At 72.6% G+C, this 25623-nt stretch carries 22 protein-coding genes; 14 read left to right on the forward strand and 8 right to left on the reverse strand.

Annotation, left to right across the window (positions count from 1 at the left end; genetic code table 11):
• Positions 1-7: 7 nt before the first annotated feature.
• Positions 8-2110 (reverse strand): trypsin-like peptidase domain-containing protein, encoded by a 2103-nt coding sequence (locus tag ACFY9E_RS27365; RefSeq protein WP_390988348.1) that lies wholly within the window; start codon positions 2108-2110, stop codon positions 8-10.
• Between the two features lie 134 nt (positions 2111-2244).
• Entirely contained in the window at positions 2245-2397 is a 153-nt protein-coding gene (locus ACFY9E_RS27370; RefSeq protein ID WP_094057445.1) for a hypothetical protein, read from the reverse strand.
• A 228-nt stretch (positions 2398-2625) separates the two neighbouring features.
• Here ACFY9E_RS27370 and ACFY9E_RS27375 point away from each other — a divergent pair, with 228 nt between their 5' ends.
• Positions 2626-3519: an NYN domain-containing protein gene (locus tag ACFY9E_RS27375; protein WP_390988350.1), complete on the forward strand. Its 894-nt coding sequence runs from the start codon at positions 2626-2628 to the stop codon at positions 3517-3519.
• Between the two features lie 55 nt (positions 3520-3574).
• On the opposite strand, the gene ACFY9E_RS27380 is transcribed toward ACFY9E_RS27375, so the two are convergent.
• Together ACFY9E_RS27380 and ACFY9E_RS27385 are read right to left on the reverse strand one after the other, a co-directional pair.
• Positions 3575-4447, reverse strand: coding sequence for an alpha/beta fold hydrolase (locus ACFY9E_RS27380; protein ID WP_390988352.1), 873 nt, complete (start codon positions 4445-4447; stop codon positions 3575-3577).
• Positions 4448-4545: 98 nt separating this feature from the next.
• Complete coding sequence (locus tag ACFY9E_RS27385) at positions 4546-7215, reverse strand: DEAD/DEAH box helicase (protein WP_390988354.1); 2670 nt, start codon at positions 7213-7215, stop codon at positions 4546-4548.
• A gap of 475 nt (positions 7216-7690) precedes the next feature.
• On the opposite strand from ACFY9E_RS27385, the gene ACFY9E_RS27390 reads away from it, so the two are divergent.
• Complete coding sequence (locus tag ACFY9E_RS27390; RefSeq protein WP_283971459.1) at positions 7691-8440, forward strand: ferritin-like fold-containing protein; 750 nt, start codon at positions 7691-7693, stop codon at positions 8438-8440.
• 57 nt (positions 8441-8497) lie between these two features.
• Here ACFY9E_RS27390 and ACFY9E_RS27395 read toward each other — a convergent pair whose 3' ends face one another.
• The 4 genes from ACFY9E_RS27395 to ACFY9E_RS27410 form a co-directional block, all read right to left on the reverse strand.
• Positions 8498-8767 carry a hypothetical protein gene (locus ACFY9E_RS27395; RefSeq protein WP_390988356.1) on the reverse strand — a complete coding sequence of 90 codons (270 nt, stop codon included), beginning with the start codon at positions 8765-8767 and terminating at the stop codon, positions 8498-8500.
• Positions 8768-8991: 224 nt separating this feature from the next.
• Positions 8992-9219: a DUF3107 domain-containing protein gene (locus ACFY9E_RS27400; protein WP_030854792.1), complete on the reverse strand. Its 228-nt coding sequence runs from the start codon at positions 9217-9219 to the stop codon at positions 8992-8994.
• A gap of 135 nt (positions 9220-9354) precedes the next feature.
• Positions 9355-10002, reverse strand: a complete 648-nt coding sequence (locus tag ACFY9E_RS27405) for a TetR/AcrR family transcriptional regulator (RefSeq protein ID WP_031132394.1) — start codon at positions 10000-10002, stop codon at positions 9355-9357.
• A gap of 207 nt (positions 10003-10209) precedes the next feature.
• Positions 10210-10434 (reverse strand): hypothetical protein, encoded by a 225-nt coding sequence (locus tag ACFY9E_RS27410; RefSeq protein WP_390988358.1) that lies wholly within the window; start codon positions 10432-10434, stop codon positions 10210-10212.
• A gap of 255 nt (positions 10435-10689) precedes the next feature.
• On the opposite strand from ACFY9E_RS27410, the gene ACFY9E_RS27415 reads away from it, so the two are divergent.
• The 12 genes from ACFY9E_RS27415 to moeZ all read left to right on the forward strand — a co-directional run bounded on the left by ACFY9E_RS27415 (position 10690) and on the right by moeZ (position 25449).
• Positions 10690-11736, forward strand: coding sequence for an alpha/beta fold hydrolase (locus tag ACFY9E_RS27415; RefSeq protein WP_390988359.1), 1047 nt, complete (start codon positions 10690-10692; stop codon positions 11734-11736).
• Between the two features lie 473 nt (positions 11737-12209).
• On the forward strand, positions 12210-13502 hold the full coding sequence (locus ACFY9E_RS27420) for a DUF3152 domain-containing protein (protein ID WP_390988361.1): 1293 nt from the start codon (positions 12210-12212) through the stop codon (positions 13500-13502).
• A gap of 68 nt (positions 13503-13570) precedes the next feature.
• Positions 13571-13663: an Ms4533A family Cys-rich leader peptide gene (locus ACFY9E_RS27425; protein ID WP_324614289.1), complete on the forward strand. Its 93-nt coding sequence runs from the start codon at positions 13571-13573 to the stop codon at positions 13661-13663.
• 167 nt (positions 13664-13830) lie between these two features.
• The gene (locus ACFY9E_RS27430) at positions 13831-15549 is read left to right on the forward strand and encodes an ABC transporter substrate-binding protein (protein ID WP_390988362.1); all 1719 of its coding nucleotides are present in this window, start codon (positions 13831-13833) and stop codon (positions 15547-15549) included.
• 4 nt (positions 15550-15553) lie between these two features.
• The gene (locus ACFY9E_RS27435; RefSeq protein WP_390988364.1) at positions 15554-16564 is read left to right on the forward strand and encodes an ABC transporter permease subunit; all 1011 of its coding nucleotides are present in this window, start codon (positions 15554-15556) and stop codon (positions 16562-16564) included.
• A complete protein-coding gene (locus tag ACFY9E_RS27440; RefSeq protein ID WP_390988366.1) occupies positions 16561-17559 on the forward strand; it encodes an ABC transporter permease subunit in 999 nt (332 codons plus the stop codon). The genes ACFY9E_RS27435 and ACFY9E_RS27440 overlap by 4 nt, the downstream gene beginning before the upstream one ends.
• Positions 17556-19148 (forward strand): dipeptide ABC transporter ATP-binding protein, encoded by a 1593-nt coding sequence (locus ACFY9E_RS27445; protein ID WP_390988368.1) that lies wholly within the window; start codon positions 17556-17558, stop codon positions 19146-19148. Before ACFY9E_RS27440 ends, ACFY9E_RS27445 begins: the two co-directional genes overlap by 4 nt.
• Before the next feature lie 189 nt (positions 19149-19337).
• Positions 19338-21050, forward strand: coding sequence for a DUF3492 domain-containing protein (locus ACFY9E_RS27450; protein ID WP_390988370.1), 1713 nt, complete (start codon positions 19338-19340; stop codon positions 21048-21050).
• Positions 21047-22390 carry a hypothetical protein gene (locus ACFY9E_RS27455; RefSeq protein ID WP_390988372.1) on the forward strand — a complete coding sequence of 448 codons (1344 nt, stop codon included), beginning with the start codon at positions 21047-21049 and terminating at the stop codon, positions 22388-22390. The genes ACFY9E_RS27450 and ACFY9E_RS27455 overlap by 4 nt, the downstream gene beginning before the upstream one ends.
• Before the next feature lie 120 nt (positions 22391-22510).
• Positions 22511-23470 carry an NAD(P)-dependent oxidoreductase gene (locus tag ACFY9E_RS27460; RefSeq protein ID WP_307177379.1) on the forward strand — a complete coding sequence of 320 codons (960 nt, stop codon included), beginning with the start codon at positions 22511-22513 and terminating at the stop codon, positions 23468-23470.
• Positions 23458-24207 (forward strand): spherulation-specific family 4 protein, encoded by a 750-nt coding sequence (locus ACFY9E_RS27465; RefSeq protein WP_390988374.1) that lies wholly within the window; start codon positions 23458-23460, stop codon positions 24205-24207. Before ACFY9E_RS27460 ends, ACFY9E_RS27465 begins: the two co-directional genes overlap by 13 nt.
• Before the next feature lie 63 nt (positions 24208-24270).
• A complete protein-coding gene (gene moeZ, locus ACFY9E_RS27470; RefSeq protein WP_390988375.1) occupies positions 24271-25449 on the forward strand; it encodes an adenylyltransferase/sulfurtransferase MoeZ in 1179 nt (392 codons plus the stop codon).
• Positions 25450-25623 lie beyond the last annotated feature (174 nt).

The raw sequence follows: 25623 nt of genomic DNA on the forward strand, positions 1-25623 counted from the left end.
GGCCGCGTCAGGCCTGGAGGGTCAGGACGCCGCGGATCTCCGCTGCCGCGTTCGGGTGACCGAGGTACTCGTCCATCTTGTGCGCCCGCTCACGGCCGTTGGAGACGGCCAGCTGGGTGACCTTCCCCCACCGCTCGTCCTCCAGGGGGCAGCCGATGGCCACCGCGTCGGTGGGGCACCAGACGTTGACCCAGTCACGCACCCTGGGCGGCTGGTGCGGGCCCCGGGTGAGGAGCCGCTCGTTGACGCCGTCCAGGCCGAGCGGACTGCCCGCGGTGACCAGCAGGACGGGGTCCAGACCGTCGGGGAGCCGGGACAGGAGGTCCATGCCCACGACCGTGCCCAGACTGTGCGTGACCAGCACCAGCTCGCCGCTGGTCGGCATCGTCTCCATGACGCCGTCCAGCACGGCCTGGCGCACGGCGCTGTCACCGAGGTACAGGTCGACGTCCCGCAGGAACGTGGCGATGGTCCACTCGTCCACGTCGGACCTGGCGGCGAGCCAGCTCAGCGGCCGGTGCAGCGCCCCCACCAGGCCGGCGCCGAAGCCCTCGGTGGTGGCCGGCCCGTTCTGCGGCATGCCGGCCCGGGCGGCCGCCTCGTAGAGCAGCCGCTCGTAGGACCCCGTCGGCGACTCCGCGGCGAACACCTCGGCGGCGGCGGCGGCGTTCACCCGGTCGAGTCCGAGGGGCTCGACCGTGCTCTCCCTGCCGCTCACGAGGTCGTGCAGTCTCGTGCCGTAGAACGGGAACCACACGTCCTCCGGGTCGAGCGGCGGGAGCGACGCGAGGGTGAGTCCGCGGTTCAGGCCGGCCGTCCAGGTGCGGCGCAGCTCGTCGGGGTACCGCTCGTGCTGGTCCCGGCCGTGCAGGAAGACCAGGTGCTGACGGCCTCCGAAGGCGGTGGCGCGGGCCCGGAGCCCCACCCTGGGCCGCTGGACCCCGGTCTCGGTCAGGGGCACCGTCAGCGAGGCCGCGGGAGCCGCCGACGGGCTCGTGACGCCCGCGCTCCTCCTCTCGGGCTCCGCCCCGGGCACGGGCGACGGGAGGGCCGGCGGAGCTGTCATGGCCTGGTCCAGGCCGCTGTCCGGGCCCATCTCCGCCAGCAGGGCACGCCGCTTCGGGTCGAGGTCCAGACCGGCCAGGTGCTTGAGGATCGCGCTGATCCGGACGCCCTCGTTGGCGACCCACTCGATGGCGTCGTCACCGTCGCCCTGCTGCCAGGGCCGGCCGTCCTTGCGCAGCACGCGGCCCTGGTCGTCCTTCTTCGGCACACCGCTGTGGTGCAGCGCCACGACCTCCCACTGGTCGTTGAAGACCGGGGAGCCGGAGTTCCCCGGTTCCGTGTCGGTCGTGTAGTGCACGAAGTCGTCGAGCCGGACCAGCACCGCGTTGTCGCGCAGGGCGATCTCCTTCAGCCGCCCCTGCGGATGGCCGATGATGTTCACCTTCTCGCCGAGCACCAGCTTGCCGATCTGCACGCTCAGCCGGTTCCAGCCGAAGATCTCCCCCGGCGGTGGGCCGTCCGGAGCGGGCACCACCGCCACCAGGGCGAAGTCGAGGCGGCGGTCCGCCGCGAAGAAGGAGTCGGGATCGAGTTCCACCCGGACGACGGTGTCGGGCAGGTTGTCGGCCGTGACCTGGGCGTTGAACTCCGCGAAGCAGCGGCGGGCGAAACTCTCGTCCGGCAGGACGTGGTGGTTGGTCATCATCAGCCGCGGCGAGACCAGGAAGCCGGTGCCGTGCGGCAGCTCGCGGCCGTCGCGCCGCAGGGTGATCCGGGCGACCGTGGCCCCGGCCCTGACCCCGCGCGGCAGGAAGCTCCAGGCCTGGAGCTCGTTGGACAGGTCGATGATCCGCTCGTTGGCGTCGGGCAGGTCCATGGCCTCGCGGTGGATGTCCGCCACCACCGCCGAGGGCGACAGACCGCCCCGGCCGAGGATCCGGTCGGCGCGGACGGCGAGCGCGTCCGGGGAGTCCGGGAACCGCACGCCGGCCGCCAGCCCCGCCTCGACCCGCTCGCGCTCGGTGGCGGAGTCCTCGTAGCGCCGGGCGGCCTCGGCGGCGGCCTGCTCGTGCAGTTCCCTGTGGGACCGGTCCGTCACCGACATGCTCCACCGTCCTGTTCTGGTTCGCGCCTGTGCCCCCCAGCCAGTACGCCCCCGGCCGCCGAGGTCCGCAACAGCGAAGCCCCCGCACGGCCGATGCCGGGCGGGGGCTGCGAAGCGTGGGAGAGCTGCGCGCGTTATGAGGCCGTGGTCTCGGCCGGGCGGATCCAGAGGCGCTGCCCTATGGCGGCCGCCTGCTGAACGATGCGGTTGACGGAGGCGGCGTCCACGACGGTCGTGTCCACAGGTGTGCCGTCGACGTCGTCGAGTCGCATGATTTCGAAGCGCAAGGGCTTCTCCCTTCGTCTGGTCATCCTCCTGAGGAGAACTACTCGGTGGTGCGGCCCACCGGGCTCGGTGCCCGGTGTTCCGTATGGGTCAACAGAGAGGCACGGGTCAAACATTCCCTACGCTAAGGAAATTTTTCGAACGGCTAATTACTGTGCCGTAAGAATGTGGTTACGGGACCGATCGGGACCGGTTGTGTTCGCAGCGTGACCGCCGGGACAATGGACGTGATGAACGACGACCTCGCGGCCCTCCACGCCCGCATCGACCGCACCAACGAGCTGCTCCAGCGCATGCTCGCCGAGGTGGCGAAGACGCCCTCGACCCACGCGATCTTCGTCGATGCCGGGTACCTGTACGCGGCCGCCGGACGCCTCGTCGCCGGCACGGAGGACCGCCGCGCCTTCGACCTCGACGCCGAAGGCCTGATCGACGCGCTCATCGACAAGACCCGCACGATCTTCGCGGACAGCCGGCTGCTGCGGGTCTACTGGTACGACGGCGCCCGGCGCCGCATCCACACGAGCGAGCAGCAGACCATCGCGGAACTGCCGGACGTCAAGGTGCGGCTGGGCAACCTCAACGCCAACAACCAGCAGAAGGGCGTCGACTCGCTCATCCGCTCCGACCTGGAGTCCCTCGCCCGGCACCGCGCCATCAGCGACGCGGCCCTGCTCGGCGGCGACGAGGACCTGGTGTCCGCGGTGGAGGCGGCCCAGGGGTACGGCGCCCGGGTCCACCTCTGGGGCATCGAGGCGCCGGAGGGCCGCAACCAGGCGGAGCCGCTCCTGTGGGAGGTCGACAGCCAGCGCACCTTCGACCTCGACTTCTTCAAGCCGTACGTCTCCCGCCGCACGGCCCAGGTCCACGAGTCGGCCGCGGGCCGGCCCACCCGGGAGGACGTGCGGTTCGTGGGCGCCCAGATCGCCGCGAAGTGGCTCGCGGCACGCGGCCGGGACACCCTGGTGGAGTTGCTGCCCGGCCACCCTTACCTGCCCGGCTCGGTCGACCAGGACCTGCTCGTGGAGGCGGAGGGCCTCCTGCAGTACTCGCTGCGCGGCCAGGCGGACCTGCGGCGCGCCCTGCGCGACGGCTTCTGGGAGCATTTGCGGACGCAGTACTAGGGCGCTCCGGTGCCCCGCCGGACGCCGGCGAGGACCGGCCCGAAGCCGGACACCCCTAGGCCGTTCCGATGCCGTCCCAGAAGTCCGCGAGGGCGTGGGCCGTCGGCAGGGGACGGTCGGCGTTGGGGGAGTGCTCCGCTCCCGTGACGACCGTGCGGTGCGCGCCCAGCCGCAGCGCCATGTCGTCCAGGACCGCCACCGGCCAGGTGTCGTCATGCGCGCCCGACAGGACGTGGAACGGCAGCGGGACCGCGGCCAGTTCGGCGACGCGGTCCGGCTCGGTGCACAACTGGCGCCCGGTGGCCAGCAGTTGGGCCGGGCTGTGGCCCAGCCAGCGGCGGCGCAACTGCTCCTGGTCACCGAGGCCGCGAGCGGGCCCCCCGACCTCCTCCGGCGGACCCATGGCCCGGATGGCCTCCCACACCTCCTCCATCGACAGCACGGCGAGCGCGTCCCGCAGCAGCTTCACGCGCTGCTGCTGGGAGACGGAGATCTCCGCCGGACCGGACGAGACCAGGGTGAACGAGAGGAAGGGGGAGGGGTCGAGCAGCACGGCCGCACGGGCGATCTGCCCGCCCAGTGAGTGCCCGACGAGATGCAGGGGCGTGCCGAGGGCCTCGGCCTGCGCGAGCACGTCCCGCGCCAGTTCCGGCTGCGCGTAGGCCGATTCGTCGTCCCGAGGACCGTCCGACTCGTGCTGCCCCCGCCCGTCCACGGCGACGACCCGGTATCCCCGCTGTGCGAGCGGCTCGTGCAGCAGCCTGAAGTCCTCTTTGCTGCCGGTGAACCCGGGCAGCATCAGGACGGCTCCCTTGCCCTCCACGCCCGCCGCCGGTGACGAGTCGACGACGGCGAACTCGCCGCGTGAGGTGCGCAGGCGGCAGGCGCGGGCGCCCGGGAGCGGGGGGAAGGCGGGGCGGCTCGTCACGGGGTGAGGGTAGCGGGTGGGGACCGGCCGCGTGGCCCCCGGCGAACGCCGACGGCCCGGCCCCCGTGCGAGGGGGCCGGGCCGTCCGGGAGGGGGTGTCAGCCCTCCGTGGGCTCCGCGGCGGCCGTGGCCTTGCGGGTGCGGCGGACCCGGGGCTTCGCCTCCGCCGTGTCCTCCGAAACCGTGGCGGCCGCGGTCGCCTTGCGCGTACGGCGCGGCTTGGCCTCGGCGGTCTCCGGCTCCTGAGCCGACTGGGCCGGGATCTCGGCGACGGCAGGCGCGGCCTCGGCGGTCTTGCGGGTGCGGCGGCGCGGCTTGGCCTCCGTGCCCTCGGCCGTGTCGACGGCGGACTCGGCCGCCGCGGCGGTCTTCCGCGTCCGGCGCGGCTTGGCCTCCGCGGCCTCCGCGTCCCCAGCCGCGGCAGCCGTCTTCCGCGCGCGCCGGGGCTTGGCCTCGGTCGCCTCGACCGTGTCGACGCTCGCCTCCGCCTTGGCGGTGCTCGCCTTGCGCGTACGGCGCGGCTTGGCCTCGGTGGTCTCCGGCTCCTGAGCCGACTGGGCCGGGATCTCGGCGACGGCAGGCGCGGCCTCGGCGGTCTTGCGGGTGCGGCGGCGCGGCTTGGCCTCCGTGCCCTCGGCCGTGTCGACGGCGGACTCGGCCGCCGCGGCGGTCTTCCGCGTCCGGCGCGGCTTGGCCTCGACGGCCTCCGGCGCCTCCGTGGTGGCCGCGGGCTCGGCGGCCTTGCGGGTGCGGCGGCGCGGCGCGGCCTCGGTGGCTTCCGCAGTGTCGACGGCGGACTCCGCCGCCGTGGCCTTGCGCGTACGCCGGGGCTTCGCCTCGGCCGGCTCGGCGGTGTCCTCCGTCGCCGCGGCGGTCTTGCGGGTGCGGCGCGGCTTGGCCTCGGTCGCCTCGGCCGTGTCGACGCTCGCCTCGGCCTTCGCGGCCGTCTTGCGGGTGCGGCGCGGCTTCGTCTCCGAAGGCTCCGGCGCGGATTCGGTGGTCCCCTCGGCCGTGTCGACCGCCGACTCGGCCGCGGACGCAGCCGTGGCCTTGCGGGTGCGGCGGCGCGGCGCGGCGGCGACAGCCTCGGGCGCCGCGGAGTCCGTGGCTTCGGCGACGGCCGTCGTCTCCGGGGCCGACGGCGTCACCGCGGCCTCGGTCTCGACCGCCGGCGTCTCCGACCGGCGCGTGCGGCGGCGACGCGACTTCGCGGTCGCCTCCGGCGCCTCAGCGGTCGTGCCCTCGGCCGACGCGACGGCGTTCACCGCCTGCTCGGACGCGGGGGCCTCGACCGCCGCGACCGGAGCCGGCTCGGACTGGGCCCCGCCGCGGGTGCGGCGACGGCGACGCGGGGTGCGAGGAGCCGTGACGGCGTCCGCCTCGGCGGCGCCGCCGGTGGCCGTGGTCTCCGGCGCGGTGCTGCCGGCGGACTCGGGCGCCCCGTCCAGTACGGCCCCGCCACGGGTACGGCGGCGGCGACGCGGCGTACGCGGCGACCGCTCGCGGTCGGCCGAGCGGGACTCGTCCCGGTCGCCGCGGCCGGGACGGCCGCCGCGCCCGCGCGGCCCACGGCCGCCCGGCTCGCCCAGGTCCTCGAGCTCCTCCGCTTCCAGCCCGGCGCGCGTACGCTCCGAGCGCGGCAGGACGCCCTTGGTGCCCTCGGGGATGCCGAGGTCCGTGTACAGGTGCGGGGAGGTGGAGTACGTCTCCGGCGGGTCGCTGAAGCCCAGGTCCAGCGCCTTGTTGATCAGCTGCCAGCGCGGGATGTCGTCCCAGTCGACGAGCGTGATCGCCGTACCCTTCGCACCCGCGCGGCCGGTCCGGCCGATGCGGTGCAGGTACGTCTTCTCCTCTTCCGGCGACTGGTAGTTGATGACGTGGGTGACGCCCTCGACGTCGATGCCGCGGGCGGCGACGTCGGTGCAGACGAGCACGTCGACCTTGCCGTTGCGGAAGGCCCGCAGGGCCTGCTCGCGAGCGCCCTGGCCGAGGTCGCCGTGGACCGCGCCGGAGGCGAAGCCGCGCTGCTTGAGCTGGTCGGCCAGGTCGGCCGCGGTGCGCTTGGTGCGGCAGAACACCATGACCAGCCCCCGGCCGTCGGCCTGGAGGATGCGCGCGACCATCTCGGGCTTGTCCATGTTGTGCGCGCGGTAGATGAACTGCTTCGTGTTCGCGACCGTCGCGCCCGCGTCGTCCGGGGAGGTGGCGCTGATGTGCGTGGGCTGCGACATGTAGCGGCGGGCCAGCCCGATGACCGCGCCCGGCATGGTGGCCGAGAACAGCATCGTCTGCCGCCGCACCGGAAGCATGTTGATGATCTTCTCGACGTCGGGCAGGAAGCCCAGGTCGAGCATCTCGTCGGCCTCGTCGAGGACCAGGCACTTGACGTGCTTCAGGTTCAGCTTCTTCTGCCCGGCGAGGTCGAGCAGCCGGCCCGGGGTGCCGACGACCACGTCGATGCCCTTCTTCAGGGCCTCGACCTGGGGCTCGTAGGCCCGGCCGCCGTAGATGGCGAGGACGCGCACGTTGCGCGCCTTGCCCGCGGTCAGCAGGTCGTTGGTGACCTGCGTGCACAGCTCACGCGTGGGGACGACGATGAGTGCCTGCGGGGCGTCGGTGAGGTCCTCGGGCTTGGCGCGCCCGGCCTCCACGTCTGCGGGGACGGTGACGCGCTCGAGGAGCGGGAGGCCGAAGCCCAGCGTCTTGCCGGTGCCGGTCTTGGCCTGGCCGATGACGTCCTTGCCCGAGAGGGCGACGGGGAGCGTCATCTCCTGGATGGGGAAGGGGGTGAGGATGCCGACGGCCTCCAGGGCCTCGGCGGTCTCGGGGAGGATTCCGAGCTCTCGGAACGTAGTCAGGGTGCTGCCTCTTCTGTGTGGGCGGCGCGAGGCGAGCGCGGGGTCGTGTCAGACCGTGCCGGGGACGTCGGCTGCTTACGGGCGGGCCGAAAAGCACGGGACCGCGCCGACGCTCTAGCGCTCGTGCCGCTGAGGGTGTCCCCCTCCGGGTCTCGTACGCACTGGGGCGGACGGCCGGGGAGGGCTGTCGGGTCGGAGCCGATCGGGCCACCGACCGGGCATCCTCATACGTGCGGCCTGTCGAGGTACGTCAACGTACCAGCAGGCGCATTACCACCATACCCCGGAATCCCGCACATGTGATGGCCGATTCGGTCACGTAGTCGTCGTCACAGTGATTGACCAGGGCCTTACGCCTCCCGGCGGGCGGGCTATTGTGCGCTTCATGACGAGCTCTGACAAGCCTGAGAACGCCAAGGACACCGACGCCGCCGCACCCACCTCCGTCGCCGCCCGGGACTGGGCGACGGCCTCCGCCGACCCTCAGTACCGCGCCGCGGTCGTGGACCTGCTCGGCGCGCTCGCGTACGGGGAGCTCGCGGCGTTCGAGCGGCTCGCGGAGGACGCCAAGCTGGCGCCGACGCTGGCGGACAAGGCGGCGCTGGCGAAGATGGCGTCGGCGGAGTTCCACCACTTCGAGAGGCTGCGCGACCGGCTCGCCGAGATCGGGGAGGAGCCGACGCGGGCGATGGAGCCGTTCGTCGCCGCGTACGACGGGTTCCACAAGCAGACGGCCCCTTCCGACTGGCTGGAGGGACTCGTCAAGGCCTACGTCGGCGACTCCATCGCCAGTGACTTCTACCGGGAGGTCGCCGCCCGGCTGGATTCCGACTCCCGCAAGCTGGTGCTGGCCGTCCTCGACGACACGGGCCACGGCGGCTTCGCCGTGGAGAAGGTGCGGGCCGCGATCGACGCCGACCCGCGTGTGGGCGGACGGCTCGCGCTGTGGGCGCGGCGGCTGATGGGCGAGGCCCTGTCGCAGTCCCAGCGGGTGGTCGCCGACCGGGACGCGCTGTCGACCATGCTGGTGGGCGGCGTCGCGGACGGCTTCGACCTCGCCGAGGTCGGAAAGATGTTCTCCCGGATCACCGAGGCGCACACCAAGCGGATGGCCGCGCTGGGGCTGGCCGCCTAGCGTCCGGCCGTCCGGCCGGCCCGCGTCGTCATCGGCGCCGCCACCGTCGGCGACCCCTCAGGCGGTCGCCGATCGGCGGCGCAGTCTTCCCGCGGGGCGCAGCAGCAGCGACAGCGAGGCCACCGAGACGATCACCGCGCCGAGCAGGACGAGCAGCACGTGCCCGGCGTCCAGCGCGCTGTGCATGACGAACGCCCCGAAGAGGGCGCCGGCGACACCGGTCGACAGGACCATGGAGCGGGCCGGAAGACGGTGCGGCAGGCGGTGTGCGGCCGCCCACGCCAGAGCCAGGCCGAGGATCGCGGAGCTCAGCGCTTCCAGAAGCATGTCGGGTTCCCTCCCACATGGCCGGCCTGCCCAAATCGGTCGTAGCCCGTCTTACCCCTGACCTGCGGAATCCAATCCCCCTGGGGGCGACTTGTGCTCCATCCGTGAAGGAACCGGTGTGCCGCAAGGACGAGCGGAGGCTACGCGGAAGGGGTGTCCGAGAGAGGGCAACGCAAACGGGGCGGGTCGGCCGACAGCCGTCCCGCCCCGTTTCGCGCATGCGCTTACAGCGCGCCGAAGCCCACCTTGCGCGGGGCCGGCTCACCGATCTCGACGTACGCGAGACGGTCGGCCGGGACGAGGAGCTTGCGGCCGTGCTCGTCCACGAGGCTCAGCAGCTGCGACTTCCCGGCCAGTGCCTCGGCGACCACGCGCTCGACCTCCTCGGCAGTCTGACCGCTCTCCAGAACGATCTCGCGGGGCGCGTGCTGCACGCCGATCTTGACCTCCACGGCTTTGTCCCTCCGACGGTCAGTGATGTGCGCGACCTTCCGCGCCGTACGCAGCACACATTAGCCCGGTGAGGGGACGTACATGCTCCGCCCGAGAACGCCACGAGCGAACATCGGGCGGGAACAAAGCGCCCGTCAGTGGTGCGGCTGGTCCATGCCGTGCAGCGGGAAGCCCGCGATACCGCGCCATGCCAGCGAGGTGAGCAGCTGCACCGCCTGGTCGCGCGGCACGCTGCGGTCGCTGTGCAGCCAGGACCGCGCCACCACCTGGGCGAGGCCGCCCAGGCCCGAGGCGAGCAGCATCGACTCCGCACGCGACAGGCCGGTGTCCTCGGCGATGACGTCGCAGATCGCCTCGGCGCACTCGTTCGTGACCTTGTCGACGCGCTCGCGCACGGCGGGCTCGTTCGTCAGGTCCGACTCGAAGACCAGGCGGAAGGCGCCGCCGTCGTCCTCGACGTAGGCGAAGTAGGCGTCCATCGTCGCCCGGACGCGCTGCTTGTTGTCGGTCGTCGACGCGAGCGCGTTCCGTACGGACTGGATGAGCGACTCGCAGTGCTGGTCCAGCAGGGCGAGATAGAGATCGAGCTTGCCCGGGAAGTGCTGGTAGAGGACCGGCTTGCTGACGCCGGCACGCTCCGCGATGTCGTCCATCGCGGCCGCGTGGTAGCCCTGGGCCACGAAGACCTCCTGGGCGGCACCCAGAAGCTGGTTGCGTCGGGCACGGCGCGGCAGGCGTGTGCCCCGCGGGCGAACCGCCTCTGTCTGCTCGATGGCTGTCACGCCGCCTCCCAAAGTCGTCCACATGCGGATCTGGCCGCGTCGCCATCGTACTTTTCGGTAACCGTGGTGCGCGCGGTGAGAGCGCAGAATTTCACGGACCGGACAGTTATGAAAGCGGTTGCGAAGGTTTCAAACAGGGTCAGAGCGGGCAAAATGCTGCCTCTTTCCTGTTCTGTGGAGCTGTTCGTCGCCCGTCGGCGGCGAACGTCACCGGTAGTCGTCCTCGTCGAGCGAGACGATCCTGGCCTGTTCCACCAGGTCGGCCTCGTTGGCGCGGCCCGGGTCGACGGCGGTCAGCGGGTCGTCACGGTTCGGCGCGATGTCCGCCTGCTGCTCCGCCGCGTCGACCTCGGGGGCCTCGACGTCGAACTCCTGCGCCTCCTGCGCGTCCTCGACCTCGAACGTCTCCGGGTCGGTGGGGTCTACGGCCATGATGGGCTCCCTTCCTACGAACGTCCCTGGGAATGCAGGGGCCACACGCGGGTGCCCTCTGTATGAGCCTAGGAGACACCCGTTCCGGACGCTATGCGATCCGCGTCCGGGACGTGACGCGCTGCTCATCCCGTTGACTGCTACCCACGAGTGCTCGGGTGCCTTCTCTTCCGTCCCCTCAACAGGCCGAATCCTGTGACGGCGAACACAGGCGAACGCATGAGCCACTGTGTGATCGTCTCGTAACATTGCCGCATGTCTTCGACCGAGCTGCCGTTCGTGCCGCCCGCCAATGTGCTGCCGAAGGTGGGGACCGTCCGGGTCGCGGAGGGCGAGCGCCTGCGGTCGGTCGAGCTCCCCGGGGTCACGCTGACGGTCCGGTCGCGGCCTCCCGCGCGTGACGGGCTGCCTCCCGCTCTGTACGTGCACGGGCTCGGCGGTTCCTCGCAGAACTGGTCGGCGCTGATGGCGCTGCTGGACGACTCCGTCGACAGCGAGGCCCTCGACCTGCCGGGTTTCGGAGACTCCCCGCCACCGGACGACGGCGACTACTCCGTCACGGGGCACGCGCGCGCGGTCATCCGTTACCTCGACGCCTCCGGGCGCGGTCCCGTGCACCTGTTCGGGAACTCGCTCGGGGGCGCGGTCGCCACCCGTGTCGCCGCGGTTCGGCCCGATCTGGTCCGTACGCTCACGCTTGTGTCTCCCGCCCTGCCGGAAATCCGCGTGCAGCGCGCCGCCGTGCCCACGGGGCTGCTGGCGGTGCCCGGTGTCGCCCTGCTCTTCACCCGGCTCACCCGGCAGTGGACGGCGGAGCAGCGCGTCCGCGGCGTGATGGCGCTGTGTTACGGGGATCCGGGGCGGGTGACGCCGGAAGGATTCAGCAACGCCGTGCAGGAGATGGAGCGGCGGCTGCGGCTGCCGTACTTCTGGGACGCGATGGCGCGCTCGGCGCGCGGGATCGTCAACGCGTACACGCTGGGCGGCCAGCAGGGGCTGTGGCGCCAGGCCGAACGGGTTCTCGCGCCGACTCTCCTCGTCTACGGCGGCCGTGACCAGCTCGTCGGCTTCCGAATGGCCCAGAAGGCGGCCCGGGCCTTCCGTGACTCGCGGCTGATGACGTTGCCGGACGCGGGGCATGTGGCGATGATGGAGTACCCGGAGACGGTGGCCATGGCGTTTCGCGAACTGCTCGAGGATGCGGGAGAGTTGGGCGCGCAGCGGGCAAGGCGGGCCGGCCGGGCGGATGCCGGGGGCGACGCCGTCGACAGAGAAGGCACCGACGAGAGCATGGGGGGCTGAGGCGCGACGTGGGACGCCACAGCCGCCGCGGGCCGGTCGTCAAGGGCGACAGCGCGGACACAACCGCAGAACGGGACCGCCAGGACGGCCGGGCCGGATCCGAGCAGGGTCAGGGACCAGGCCAGGGCCAGGCGCCGGACAGGAGCCGTGGCGGCCGTACGGCACCGCCGCCGGGAGCACGCAGACTGCCGGGACCCCGGCCCGCCCCCGCGGACGGAACACCGCCGCACGGCATGCCACGCCTGCCGGACGGCTGGCTGCCGGACGGCACGCCCGCGCGTGGTGTTCCCCGGCTGCCGGACGGCACTCCTGCGCGTGGCGTGCCGCGGCCGCCCGACGGAACTCCCGCACAGGGGGCTCCCCGGTCGCCGGACGGTACACCGGGGCGTGGAGTACCCCGCTTCTCCGAGGGCACTCCCGCGCGAGGTGTTCCGCGGTTTCCGGACGGGACGCCTGCGCACGGGGTTCCGCGCATGCCGGACGGCACTCCGGCGCGCGGAATGCCGCGATCGCCTGACGGGACGCCCGCGCACGGAATGCAGCGGTTGCCTGACGGGACGCCCGCACGCGGGGTTCAGCGGATGCCTGACGGGACTCCCGCGCGTGGGACGCCCCGGGTGCCCGGGGGCGCGACCGCGCACGGCTTCGGGAAGGCCCGGGGTGGGCACCCCGAGCAGCGGGAAGCCGGAGGCGGCTGGGGTGAGTTGAAGGGGACGGGCGGGGGACCCGCCCGTGCCGGTGTTCCCATACCGCGGCAGCGCCGGGCCTCCGTGACCGGGCCGCGGCAGGACTATCTCGACGCCTTCGTCGAAGAGGAGGACGACGTCTTCGCGCCCCGTACGCCCGCCTCCGCGCATGCCGCGGACGCCTGCGCCTCCGTCACGGACTGGAACGTCGGCACGCCGGCCGACTCCGGGTCCGGTCACGACGACGCGGGACCCACCGGCACGCCCGTGCCGGGCAGGGGCGGCAAGGGCCGTGCCTTCACCGGCATCGCGGCGGCGGCCGTCACGACCGTGCTGGCCGTCATCGTCGCCGGCCAGGTCACCGACGACCACGCCGGCGCCAAGGTGCAGTCACAGTCGGCCACCGACCAGGCCCGCGACGTCCGGGACACCGCGTCCCGCGCGGACGGCCGGGGCCCGGCCCCCGAGGCCGCACCGCTGACCTACGACGAGAAGATGGGCCGGACGTACCCGCTCGGCGCCGAGCTCAAGGGCTCGGGGAAGTTCGACGCCGTTCCCGGCATCGCCAAGGCCCCGGGCGCCGGGCAGAAGTTCACCTACCGCGTGGACGTGGAGCAGGGGCTCGGGCTGGACGGCGCGCTGTTCGCCGAGGCCGTACAGAAGACGCTCAACGACCGGCGCAGCTGGGCCCACAACGGTGCGCGCACCTTCGAGCGCATCTACTCCGGCAAGCCCGACTTCGTGATCACTCTCGCCAGCCCCGGCACGACCGCCGACTGGTGTGCCAAGTCCGGACTGGACACCACCCAGGACAACGTCTCCTGCGACTCGGCCGCGACCGAACGCGTGATGATCAACGCCTACCGGTGGGCACAGGGCTCGGAGACCTACGGCGCCGGCAAAATCCACGCCTACCGGCAGATGCTGATCAATCACGAGGTCGGCCACCGCCTCGGCTACGGCCACGTCACCTGCGACAAGGACGGCGACCTCGCGCCGGTCATGCAGCAGCAGACCAAGTTCCTCGACCACGACGGCATCCGCTGCCGCCCCAACCCCTGGGTTTACCCCGGGAGTTGACAGGCCGCACAGGAGGTGTGGCGCGGCTCGCGTTGACATGCTCGGAAAGTTCGTTCATATTTCTGGGCATGTCGCCCCGTCACGCCTCCGTTCGCGCCGCCATCGAGCTGGCGCTCATCGGCGTGACCCCGCTGTGCGTGGCCGACATCCACTGTTGCTGACGCCCGCCCCAGGCGCGCGTCGCTGACCCTCTCCGTGACTTCGTCGCGGCTTCTTCGACGACCCGGCGCCGGGCAGACGTCTGTCTTCTTTCGTCTCACCCTTCGTCATTTCGTCTCGCGATCCGAGATCTCGTGATCGAGACGCCTTCCGAGAGGTCGTCATTCCGATGCGTCAAACGTCCGTCAGAGCGCGCCGCGTGGCCGCGGCATCCGTCAGCCTGGTCCTGGCAGCGGGTGCCGCCGCCTGCGGGCCGAAGGACAACGATGCCAAGGGCGCCGGCGGCGACTCCACGCCCCACAAGGGCGGCACCCTCACCGTCCTGAACGCGGGCCCCCAGCAGGACTTCGACCCGGCCCGCCTGTACACCTCCGGCGGCGGCAACGTCCCGTCCCTGGTGTTCCGCACCCTCACCACCCGCAACCGCGAGAACGGCGCCGCCGGCGCGAAGGTCGTCCCCGACCTCGCCACCGACACCGGGCGCCCCAACAAGGACGCGACCGTGTGGACGTACACCCTGAAGAAGGGCCTGACATACGAGGACGGCACCCCGATCACCTCGGCCGACATCAAGTACGGCATCGAGCGCTCCTTCGCCCCCGAGCTGTCGGGCGGCGCCCCCTACCTGCGGGACTGGCTGGTCGGCGCCGCCGACTACCAGGGCCCGTACAAGGACAAGAAGGGCCTCGACGCGATCGAGACGCCGGACGAGCGGACCATCGTCTTCCATCTGAACAAGCCCGAGGGCGAGTTCCCCTATCTCGCCACACAGACGCAGTTCACGCCCGTCCCGAAGAACAAGGACACGGGCACGAAGTACGAGGAGCACCCGGTCTCCTCCGGGCCGTACAAGGTCGTCCGGAACGACAACGACGGTGAACGGCTGGTCCTGGAGCGCAACCCGCACTGGTCCGCCGCGACCGACGCCGAGCGCAAGGCCTACCCGGACAGGATCGACGTGCGGTCCGGGCTCGACTCGTCCGTGATCAACCAGCGGCTCTCCGCGTCGCAGGGGGCGGACGCCGCCGCGGTCACCACGGACACCAACCTCGGCCCCGCCGAACTGGCCAGGGTCACCGGCGACAAGGACCTCGCCGCGCGTGTCGGCACCGGGCACTTCGGCTACACCAACTACATCGCGTTCAACCCGTCCATCAAGCCGTTCGACAACGCCAAGGTGCGGCAGGCGATCTCGTACGCCATCGACCGGTCGTCCGTGGTCAACGCCGCGGGCGGTTCCGCACTGGCCGAGCCCGCCACCACCTTCCTGCCGGACCAGAAGTCCTTCGGCTACACGCCGTACGACCTGTTCCCGGCGGGCAAGGCCGGTGACCCCGCCAAGGCCAAGGCGCTGCTGAAGGAGGCCGGTCACCCGAACGGCCTCACCGTCACGCTGACGCACTCCAACGCCAAGGACTTCGAGACCAGCCCCGAGATCGCGACCGCCATCCAGGACGCCCTCAAGAAGGCCGGCATCACCGTCAAGCTCCAAGGCCTGGAGGAGAACGACTACTCCGACAAGATCCACGACGTGAAGACCGAACCCGGCTTCTTCCTGGCCCACTGGGGTGCCGACTGGCCCTCCGGAGGACCGTTCCTTGCCCCGATCTTCGACGGCCGGCAGATCGTCAAGGACGGCGCGAACTTCAACACGGGCCTGCTGAACGACAAGTCGGTCAATGCCGAGATCGACGCGATCAACAAGGTGACGGATCTTGACCAGGCCGCCACGAGGTGGGGTGCGCTGGACAAGAAGATCGGCGAGAAGGCCCTGACCGTCCCGCTGTTCCACCCCGTCTACAAGCGCCTGTACGGCGAGGACGTCAAGAACATCGTGATCAGCGACTGGACCGGTGTGCTGGACATCTCGCAGGTCGCGGTGAAGTGACGCCGTGAGTGAGGCACTTCTCGCCGCCGAGGCGGCCGTGACGGGCACCTCCGTCCCGGCCGCCTCGGGGGCCCGTCAGTTCTGGCGACGGCTGCGCACGCGGCGCGCCGCCCTCGTCGCGGCCGGAGTCGTCGCGCTGCTCGTCCTGGTCGCGCTCGCCGCGCCACTGCTCACCGCCGTCGAGGGCCAGGACCCGACCACCTACCACCCCTCCCTGGTGGACTCCGCTCGCGGAGGCGTGCCCATCGGGTCCCTCGGCGGAGCGAGTGCCGACCACTGGTTCGGGGTCGAACCGCAGACCGGCCGGGACCTGTTCGCCCGGCTCGTGTACGGCGCGCGCGTGTCCCTGGGCGTCGCCCTGGCCGCGACCGTCGTGCAGGTCGCCCTCGGGATCACCCTGGGTGTCGCGGCCGCGCTCGGGAAGCGATGGGTTGATCAACTGTTGAGCCGGTTCACGGACGTCATCGTCGCCATGCCGCTCATGATCATGTCGCTGGCGCTGCTCGCGATCGTGCCGTCGAGCTTCCCGCGGCCCGTGCTCGTCGCGCTCGTCATCGGCCTGATCGGCTGGGGCAACATCGCCCGGATCGTACGGGCGCAGACGCTCACCCTCAAGGAACTCGACCACGTCTCCGCGGCCCGGCTCAGCGGCTGGGACACCTGGAGCATCGCCCGCCGCGAACTGCTGCCCGGGATCGCCGCACCCGTCATCACGTACGCGGCGCTGCTCGTCCCGGCGAACATCACCGTCGAGGCCGCCCTGTCCTTCCTCGGCGTGGGCGTGAAGCCGCCGACGCCCTCCTGGGGACAGATGCTCACCGCCGCCGACGTCTGGTACCAGGCCGCCCCGCAGTACCTGCTGCTGCCCGCGGGCGCGCTGTTCGTCACGGTGCTCGCCCTCACGATCCTCGGCGACGGCGTCCGCACCGCCCTCGACCCGCGCGCGGCCTCCCGGCTGCGCGTCGGCACGGGACGCAAGAGGGAGTCGAAGACCACCGACGGAGGCGTCGCGTGAGCGGATTCCCCGGATTCGTCCTGCGCCGGGCCGTCGGCGCCGCGGTCACCCTGCTCGCCATCTCGGTGATCGTCTACATCGTCTTCTACGCCACCCCCGGCAACGTCGCCCAGATCACCTGCGGCCCGCGCTGCTCACCGGAACAGGTGCACCAGGTGGCCCGGCAACTCAACCTGGACGACCCGCTGTTCGTGCGGTACGGGCACTTCCTCCAGGGCCTGGTCGCCGGCCAGGACTACTCGACCGGTACGTCCGTGCAGCACTGCTCCGCACCCTGCCTCGGCCTGTCGTACCAGAGCGACCAGCAGGTCACGCAGCTGATCTGGGCGAAGCTCCCGGTGAGTCTGTCCCTGGTGGCCGGGGCGATGGTGCTCTGGCTGGTCCTCGGTGTCGGCACCGGCGTGCTCTCCGCATGGCGGCGCGGCCGGTTCTCCGAGCGCGTGCTGACCGGCGTCACCCTCGCCGGCACGGCCACCCCGGTCTTCGTCATCGGCCTGGTCCTGATGATCGTCGTCTGCGGGGAACTGCAGCTGCTGCCCTTCCCGCAGTACGTCGCGCTCACCGACGACCCCGAACAGTGGGCGTGGAACCTGTTGCTCCCCTGGCTGTCCCTGGCCCTCATCGAGGCCGCCGCGTTCGCCCGGCTGACCCGGGCGTCGATGCTGGAGACGCTGGCCGAGGACCACATCCGCACCTTCCGCGCGTACGGCGTCGGCGAACGGTCGATCGTCGGGCGGCACGCGCTGCGCGGGGCGTTCGCGCCGGTCATCGCGCTGAACGCCAACAACGTCGGGTCGGCGATCGGCGGCGCGGTGCTCACCGAGACGCTGTTCGGCCTGCCCGGCATCGGACAGGAACTCGTCCATGCCGTCAACGTCGTCGACCTGCCGGTCGTGGTCGGCATGGTCCTCGTCATCGGATTCTTCGTGGTCCTCGCCAACGCCGTCGCGGACGTCCTGTACGCGGTGGCCGACCGACGGGTGGTGCTGACATGAGCCTGGTCGACGTGACCGGCCTCCGCGTGGACTTCGGCGCGCTGCGTACCGTCGACGGACTCTCCTTCCGGCTGGAGGAGGGCGCCGCCCTGGCCCTGGTCGGCGAGTCCGGCTCGGGCAAGTCGACCGTGGCGGCCGCCCTGCTCGGCCTGCACCGCGGCACGGGCGCGCGGGTCGAGGGCACGGTCGAGGTGGCCGGCACCGATGTGCAGCGCGCCCCCGAGGAGGAACTGCGGCGACTGCGCGGCGGACAGGCCGCCATGGTGTTCCAGGACCCGCTGTCCTCCCTCGACCCGTACTACGCGATCGGCGACCAGATCGCCGAGGTGTACCGCGTGCACACGCGTGCGTCCCGGCGGGCGGCACGCGCGCGTGCCGTCGAGGTCCTCGACCGGGTGGGCATCCCGGACGCGGCCCGACGGTCGCGGTCCCGGCCGCACGAGTTCAGCGGCGGCATGCGCCAGCGCGCCCTCATCGCCATGGCGCTCGCGTGCGAACCCCGCCTGCTGATCGCCGACGAGCCGACGACCGCCCTCGACGTGACGGTCCAGGCCCAGGTCCTCGACCTGCTGCACACGCTGCGCGCGGAGACCGGCATGGGCCTGCTGCTGGTCACGCACGACGTGGGCGTCGCCGCCGAGAGCGTCGACGAGGTGCTGGTGATGCGGCACGGCCGGGCGGTCGAACACGGCCCGGTCGCCGGCGTGCTGGGCGCACCGGCCCAGCCGTACACCCGGGATCTGCTGGCCGCCGTCCCCCGGCTGGACGCGCCGCGCAAGGCCTCGTCGGCCCCCGAGGAGGTCGTCCTGGAGGCGACCGGCCTCGGACGCGAGTTCGGCCGCGGGAAGCGGACGGTCACGGCCGTGGACGACGTGTCGCTGACCCTGCGCCGCGGCGAGAGCCTCGGGATCGTCGGCGAGAGCGGCAGCGGCAAGACGACCCTCGGGCGCATGCTCGTCGGCCTGCTGGAGCCGACGGCGGGATCGCTGAGCTTCGAGGGCCGCGCGCACCCCGGGGTGAACCCGGCGGTGCAGATGGTCTTCCAGGACCCCGTCTCCTCCCTCAACCCCCGCCGCAGCGTGGGCGAGGCCGTCGCCGACCCGCTGCGCGCGCGTGGTGAGCGGCAGGAGAAGCGCATCCGGGAGCGCGTGGGAGAACTGCTGGAGCGCGTGGGTCTCGAAGCGGCGCACTACGACCGCTACCCCCATGAGTTCAGCGGCGGTCAGCGCCAGCGGGTCGGCATCGCCCGGGCGCTCGCGGCCGAGCCGCGCGTCATCGTCTGCGACGAGCCGGTCTCGGCCCTCGACGTCACCACCCAGGCCCATGTGGTCGCCCTGCTCGGGGAGTTGCAGCGCGAACTCGGGCTCGCCCTGGTCTTCGTCGCACACGACCTGGCCGTCGTCCGCCAGGTCAGCGACCGGGTCGTGGTGATGCGGCGGGGCAGGATCGTCGAGGAAGGGCCCGTCGAGGAGGTGTACGAGTCGCCCCGCGACCCGTACACCAGGCAGCTGCTGACCGCCGTACCGGCGCTCGATCCGGAGGCCGCCGCGCGACGCCGGGCGCAGCGACGGGAGCTGGCCGCAGCATGACGATCCGTGTCCGCTTGATCTCCTAGCGCGACAGAACGCGACCCGCACGGGAAAGTTACGACCGTTCACCCCTTTTGGTGGTGCGACGGACAACCGTCCGTCGCACCACCGCCTTGTCCGCATACGTTCGTCCCGCTGCGAGCCGCCGGGCAACGGCGGCTCCCCATACGGGAGATCGGGGGTGCACTCGTGCGCATCGGACTGCTTACGGAGGGTGGCTATCCGTACGTGAGCGGTGACGCCAGACTCTGGTGCGACCGGCTGGTGCACGGACTCGCCCAGCACGAGTTCGACGTCTACGCGCTCAGCCGCAGCCAGCACCAGGAGGACGAGGGCTGGATCCCGCTGCCGCCGAACGTCCGCCGGGTGCGCACCGCGCCGCTGTGGATGGCCGAGGACGACGAGGTGGTGCTCGGGCGCCGTGCGCGCCGGCGGTTCGCCGAGTGCTTCGGGGAACTGGCCGCCGTGCTGTGCGGGACGCCCGGGAGCGCTTCCGCCGGGGGGCTCTCCGGGAGTGTGCCGACCCCTGAGGCGGACCGTTTCGCCAACGCTCTGTACGGCCTCGCGGAACTCGCCCGCGAGGAAGGGGGGCTGGTGGGAGCCCTCCGTTCGGAGGCCGCCGTACGCACCCTGGAACGCGCCTGTCGTGCGCCGGGCGCTCATCGCGCGGCGCGTGAGGCGCGCGTACCGGATCTGCTCGCCGTCGCCGCGCATCTGGAACGCGCCCTGCGCCCCCTCTCCCTCGACTGGTACGAGGACGACGGGCTCGGCGCGGTCGACCTCTGCCACGCCGCGTCCGGCGGCACGGCCGCCCTGTCCGGCCTGCTGGCCCGGCACTTCACCGGCGTGCCCCTGATGGTGACCGAGTACGGCGTGCGCCTGCGGACGCACTACCTCACCGCCCCGGACGCCCCACCCGCCGTACGGTCCCTGCTGGCGGCCTTCCAGAGCCGGCTCGCGGCCGAGGCCTACGGGCAGGCCGAGGTCGTCACCGCCGGCAACACGCACGCCCGCCGCTGGCAGGAGCGCTGCGGTGCCGATCGCGAGAAGCTCCGCACGGTCTACCCCGGCATGGACGCCCGGCCCTTCGCCGAGGTCGGCGAGTCCCCGGACGGCGCGGATCCGGACACCCTCGTCTGGGTCGGCCGCGTCGAGCCCGCCCGGGACCTGGTCTCGCTGCTGCACGCCTTCGCGGAGATCCGCAAGCAGGAACCGAGGACGCGCCTGCGCATCGTCGGCGCCCCCGCCGGCCCCGAGGGTGCGGCCTACCTCGGCCACTGCAGGACACTGGCCGCCCAGCTCTTCCCCGACGAGGCCGAAGGCCCGCACGCCGCCGGGGACAACCCGGTCTCCTTCGAGGAGGTCGGCGGCCCCGACCTGCCGGCCGCCCCCGACGCCTACGCCTCGGGCGCCGTGACCGTCCTCTCCAGCGTCGTCGAGGGCTTCCCCCTCAGCCTCGTCGAGGCCATGCTCTGCGGGCGCGCGACGGTGTCCACGGACGTCGGCGCGGTCGTGGAGGTCATCGGCGGCACCGGGCTCGTCGTACCGCCGCGCAATCCGCGGGCGCTCGCCCAGGCGTGCGTGGCGCTGCTGCGCGACCCCGAGCGCCGTGCGCGGCTGGGTGCCGCCGCGCGCGCCCGTGCCCTCGAACTGTTCACGGTCGAGCAGAACATCGAGGCATTTCACGGCATTTACCTGGAGATCGTCTCCCGCGCACCCGTCCGCCGCTTTCTCCTCGACGGAGCGGGAGAACCGCTGCCGTTCGCGGTTCCCGCCGAGGCCCACGTTCCCGTCCGCTGGACCGCCGCGTCGCCCCGCCTCACCCGAGGCGGCCCCGGCTGGGCGGCGGGCAGCCCCGTACGCGCCACCACTCCCGCCCCGGCCCCGGAGGGAGCGCGATGAACGACGTGGGCGCACGGGGCCGTCCGGGAACCCCGACCGGCCCCGGGGCGCCGGACGCCCGCTCGGAGAAGGAACCGGATCCGGCGACCACGGGCTCGCCCGGTCCGGAGGCCGCTGCCGAGCGGGCGAAGGCCGCCGACGGTACGCCGCCCCTCGAACCAGGGCAGAGCACCGGCCACAAGGCACCCGTGCGGCACGAACCGGACACCGGCCGCAAGGCGTCCACCCCGCGCCGGGGGGCCGCCGACCCGGTGAAGGCGCTGATGCACCGCCACCGCGAGCTCTGCGCGCGTGCGGTGGACCCTCTTGAGATCGCCGCCGGCCTGGAGGCGCACGGCATCACCGACCGGACCGCCGCCCGCTTCCGCCACCGGGACGTCTTCTCCCTCGCGGAGGAGATGTACGCACGGGTCTCCCGTGACGGTGACGCACCCCTGCCCGCGGCGCCCGCCGCACCCCGGGTACGCGCCGACTGGGCTCTCCTGACCCTCCTGCCCGGGGCGCTGTGCGCCGCCGCCGTGACCGCCGTGCACCTCACCCACGGGCAGGCGCGGCTGCTCGCGGCCACGGCCGGTGCCCTCGCCGTGGCCCTGGCCCTCCGCGCGGCCCTGCGCCGAGGTCCCCTGAGCAGGACCGGCGCGGACCGACCCGGACCACGTCCCGGTGCCGCCAACGGCCGAACGGCCCCGTGGACCGTGTGGCTCGTCGCCTACTCCCTGCTGGGCAACGGCCTGCTCCTCGGCGCCCTCGCCGGAGGCCCCGACACCCTGCCCACCGGCACGGCCGACGGCCCCTGGCCCGTCACGGCCGCCCCGGTCCTGGCCCTCGCCCTGGCCTGCGCGCCCGCTGCCTGGACCGCGCACCTCTTCACCGCGCGGGCCCGCCGCAGACTCGCCGCCAGCCGCGGCCTGGAGGACTTCGCCGCCGCCGTACGCCCCCTCGTGCTCGGCACGATCGCCCTGTTCCTGGGGGCCCTGGCGGCCCTGCTCACCCTCTGCACGGCACTCCTCGACGAGCCCGCTGCCCCTGCGGAGGCCCTCACCCTGGGCGCCCTCCTCTTCCTGGCCCGCCTCCTCACCACGCACGGCTTCACCTATGCGCCCGCCGTGGTCCTCACCGCGACGGCCACGGCCGAGGCGGCCGCCCTCGCCACCGTCTTCGCCTCACGCCTCCCCGGTCTGGGCTTCCTGGCCACCCCCGCCGAAACCCTCGTCACCACCTGGGGCGCCGGCAGCGTCCCCACCCTCGCCTGCGGGGCGGCGGCCATGGCCCTCCTGGTCCACACGACCCGCAAGCTGACCCGGGCCTCGGCCCACGCACCGCCGGAGCACGCGCGCTGACCGCCGCGGGCGCCGGCCCCACCGGCGCAGGCAGCATCCGTCCCACCCCTTCCTTTCCGCCTCGAGGAGAACCCGCATGACCACCCACCCAGGAACCCCGGCGACAAGGGGAGCCGCGCGATGAGAGTCCTGTTGATCGGAGCCAACGGCTACATCGGCCGCTTCGTCGCCGACCGCCTGCTCGCCGACCCCGCCGTGCAGCTCACCGCCCTCGGCCGCGGCGACGACGCCGACGTCCGCTTCGACCTCGCCTCCGGCAGCCCCGGCGCCCTCACCCGCTTCCTCGACGCGGTCCACCCGGGCGTCGTCGTCAACTGCGCCGGCGCCACCCGAGGCGGAGCCCGGGAACTGACCCGCCACAACACCGTCGCCGTGGCCACCGTCTGCGAGGCCCTGCGCCGCAGCGGCTGCGGAGCCCGGCTGGTGCAGATCGGCTGCAGCGCCGAATACGGCCCCAGCCAGCCCGGCTCCTCCACGGCCGAGGACGCCGTACCCCGGCCCGGCGGTCCGTACGGCGTCAGCAAGCTCGCCGCCACCGAACTGGTCCTCGGCTCCGGCCTGGACGCCGTCGTCCTGCGCGTCTTCTCACCGGCCGGACCCGGCACCCCCGCCGGCTCCCCGCTGGGCCGTCTCGCCGAGGCCATGCGCCGCGCCATGCAGTCCGGCGACGGCGAGCTGAAACTCGGCGGCCTCGGCGCACAGCGCGACTTCGTCGACGTCCGCGATGTGGCCCGTGCCGTCCACGCCGCCTCGCTCTCCGCCGCGCAAGGCGTCATCAACATCGGCTCCGGCCGCGCCGTACGCCTGCGCGACGCCGCCGCGGTCCTCGCCCGCGTCGCCGGGTACGGCGGCGCCCTCCACGAACTCGACGGCCCGCCCGGTGCCCTGCGCTCGGCCATCGGCCACCCGCGCCCCGACCCGGACCACGCGCCGCCCGTCGCGTACCCGTACCCGGACGGCTGCGGCAGCTGGCAGCAGGCCGATGTGCGCACCGCGCGCGACCGGCTCGGCTGGCGTCCGCGCATCGGTCTGGAGGAGTCCCTCGCCGACATCTGGATGGAGGCGGCATGCCGCATCTGACCAGCACCCGGCGGCGCACCTCGGGCACGGAGCTCCGACCCGGGGTCGGCGTCCCCGGCTACGCGCACCCCCTTCTCGCGCCCACCGAGTGGGGCGAGCTGACCCGCCCGGGCACCCCGCTGCACTGGGTGGTCCTCAACGTGGCCGACGGCCCCGGAGCCCGCCCCGACCCGCACTGTCTGGAGGCGGCGGGCCGACTGCGCAACGCGGGCGTCCGCGTCCTCGGCCATCTCGACATCCGGTACGGCACCCGGAACTTCGGCGAACTGATCTCGGACGCCCACCGGTTCGTCGACTGGTACCAGGTCGACGGATTCCTCCTGGAGCGCTGCCCGGCGGACCACGCCGGGCTGCCCGAGATCCGCCGCACGGTCGCCACGCTCCGCGTGATCCGTGACACTGCCCACATCGTTCTCGGCCACGGCATCCACCCGCACCCCGGGTACGTCGAGCTCGCCGACCAGCTGGTCACCTTCTCCGGCCCCTGGAGCGACTACCGCTGGTCGCAGGTGGCCGAGTGGACCGTGGACCATTCGCCCGGGCGCTTTTGCCACTTCGTCCACGGCGTACCCCGCCCCCACCTGGCGGAGGCACTGCGCATCGCCCGATGGCAGGGCGCCGGAACGGTCTGGATCACCGACCACACGGACCAGGGCGGCCACACCGACCCCTGGGAGGCGATGCCCGGCTACTGGGACGAATTTGTCTCGCGTATCGGAACGGGTGTCTCGGAATGAAAAAGCGCATGGCACTGTTACGGGGAGAACAACCGTAGTGATTGACCGACCAACGGAGTCCCCGTGTCGCTGCCACCCCTGGTCGAGCCGGCTTCCGAGCTCACCGTAGACGAGGTCCGCAGGTACTCCCGCCACCTGATCATCCCCGACGTGGGGATGGACGGGCAGAAGCGGCTGAAGAACGCCAAGGTGCTGTGTGTGGGCGCCGGCGGCCTGGGCTCGCCGGCGCTGATGTACCTGGCCGCCGCGGGCGTCGGCACCCTCGGCATCGTGGAGTTCGACGAGGTCGACGAGTCGAACCTGCAGCGCCAGATCATCCACAGCCAGGCCGACATCGGCCGCTCCAAGGCGGAGTCCGCCCGCGACAGCGTCAAGGGCATCAACCCGTACGTGAACGTGATCCTTCACGAGGAGCGGCTCGAGGCCGACAACGTGATGGACATCTTCAGCCAGTACGACCTGATCGTCGACGGCACGGACAACTTCGCGACCCGCTACCTGGTCAACGACGCCTGCGTGCTGCTGAACAAGCCGTACGTGTGGGGCTCGATCTACCGCTTCGACGGGCAGGCGTCCGTCTTCTGGTCCGAGCACGGCCCCTGCTACCGCTGCCTGTACCCGGAGCCCCCGCCCCCCGGCATGGTCCCCTCCTGCGCCGAGGGCGGCGTCCTGGGCGTGCTGTGCGCGTCCATCGGCTCCATCCAGGTCAACGAGGCCATCAAGCTCCTCGCCGGCATCGGCGAGCCGCTGGTCGGCCGACTGATGATCTACGACGCCCTGGAGATGCAGTACCGCCAGGTCAAGGTCCGCAAGGACCCCAACTGCGCGGTCTGCGGCGAGAACCCGACCGTCACCGAGCTCATCGACTACGAGGCCTTCTGCGGCGTCGTCTCCGAAGAGGCCCAGGCGGCGGCCGCCGACTCCACGATCACTCCCAAGCAGCTCAAGGAGTGGATCGACGACGGCGAGAGCATCGACATCATCGACGTCCGTGAGCCGAACGAGTACGAGATCGTCTCCATCCCGGGTGCCCGGCTGATCCCGAAGAACGAGTTCCTCATGGGGACCGCCCTGGAGAGCCTCCCGCAGGACAAGAAGATCGTCCTGCACTGCAAGACGGGTGTCCGCAGTGCGGAAGTCCTCGCGGTCCTGAAGTCCGCGGGCTTCTCGGACGCGGTCCACGTCGGCGGTGGCGTGATCGGCTGGGTCAACCAGATCGAGCCGTCCAAGCCGGTCTACTGAGCCGTATCCGGCCTCCCTTTGCGAGTGGCGGGGGGGGGGGGGGCCCCCCCCGGGCCCCCCCCCCCCCCCCCCCCCCGCCCCCCCCCCCCCCCGCCACCCCCCCCCCCCCCCCCCCCCCCGGGGGGCCCCCCCCCCCCCGGCCCGGGCCAAAACGGCACCCCCCCCCCCAAACCC

This window comes from Streptomyces sp. NPDC012466, assembly GCF_042955215.1.
Classification (GTDB): domain Bacteria; phylum Actinomycetota; class Actinomycetes; order Streptomycetales; family Streptomycetaceae; genus Streptomyces.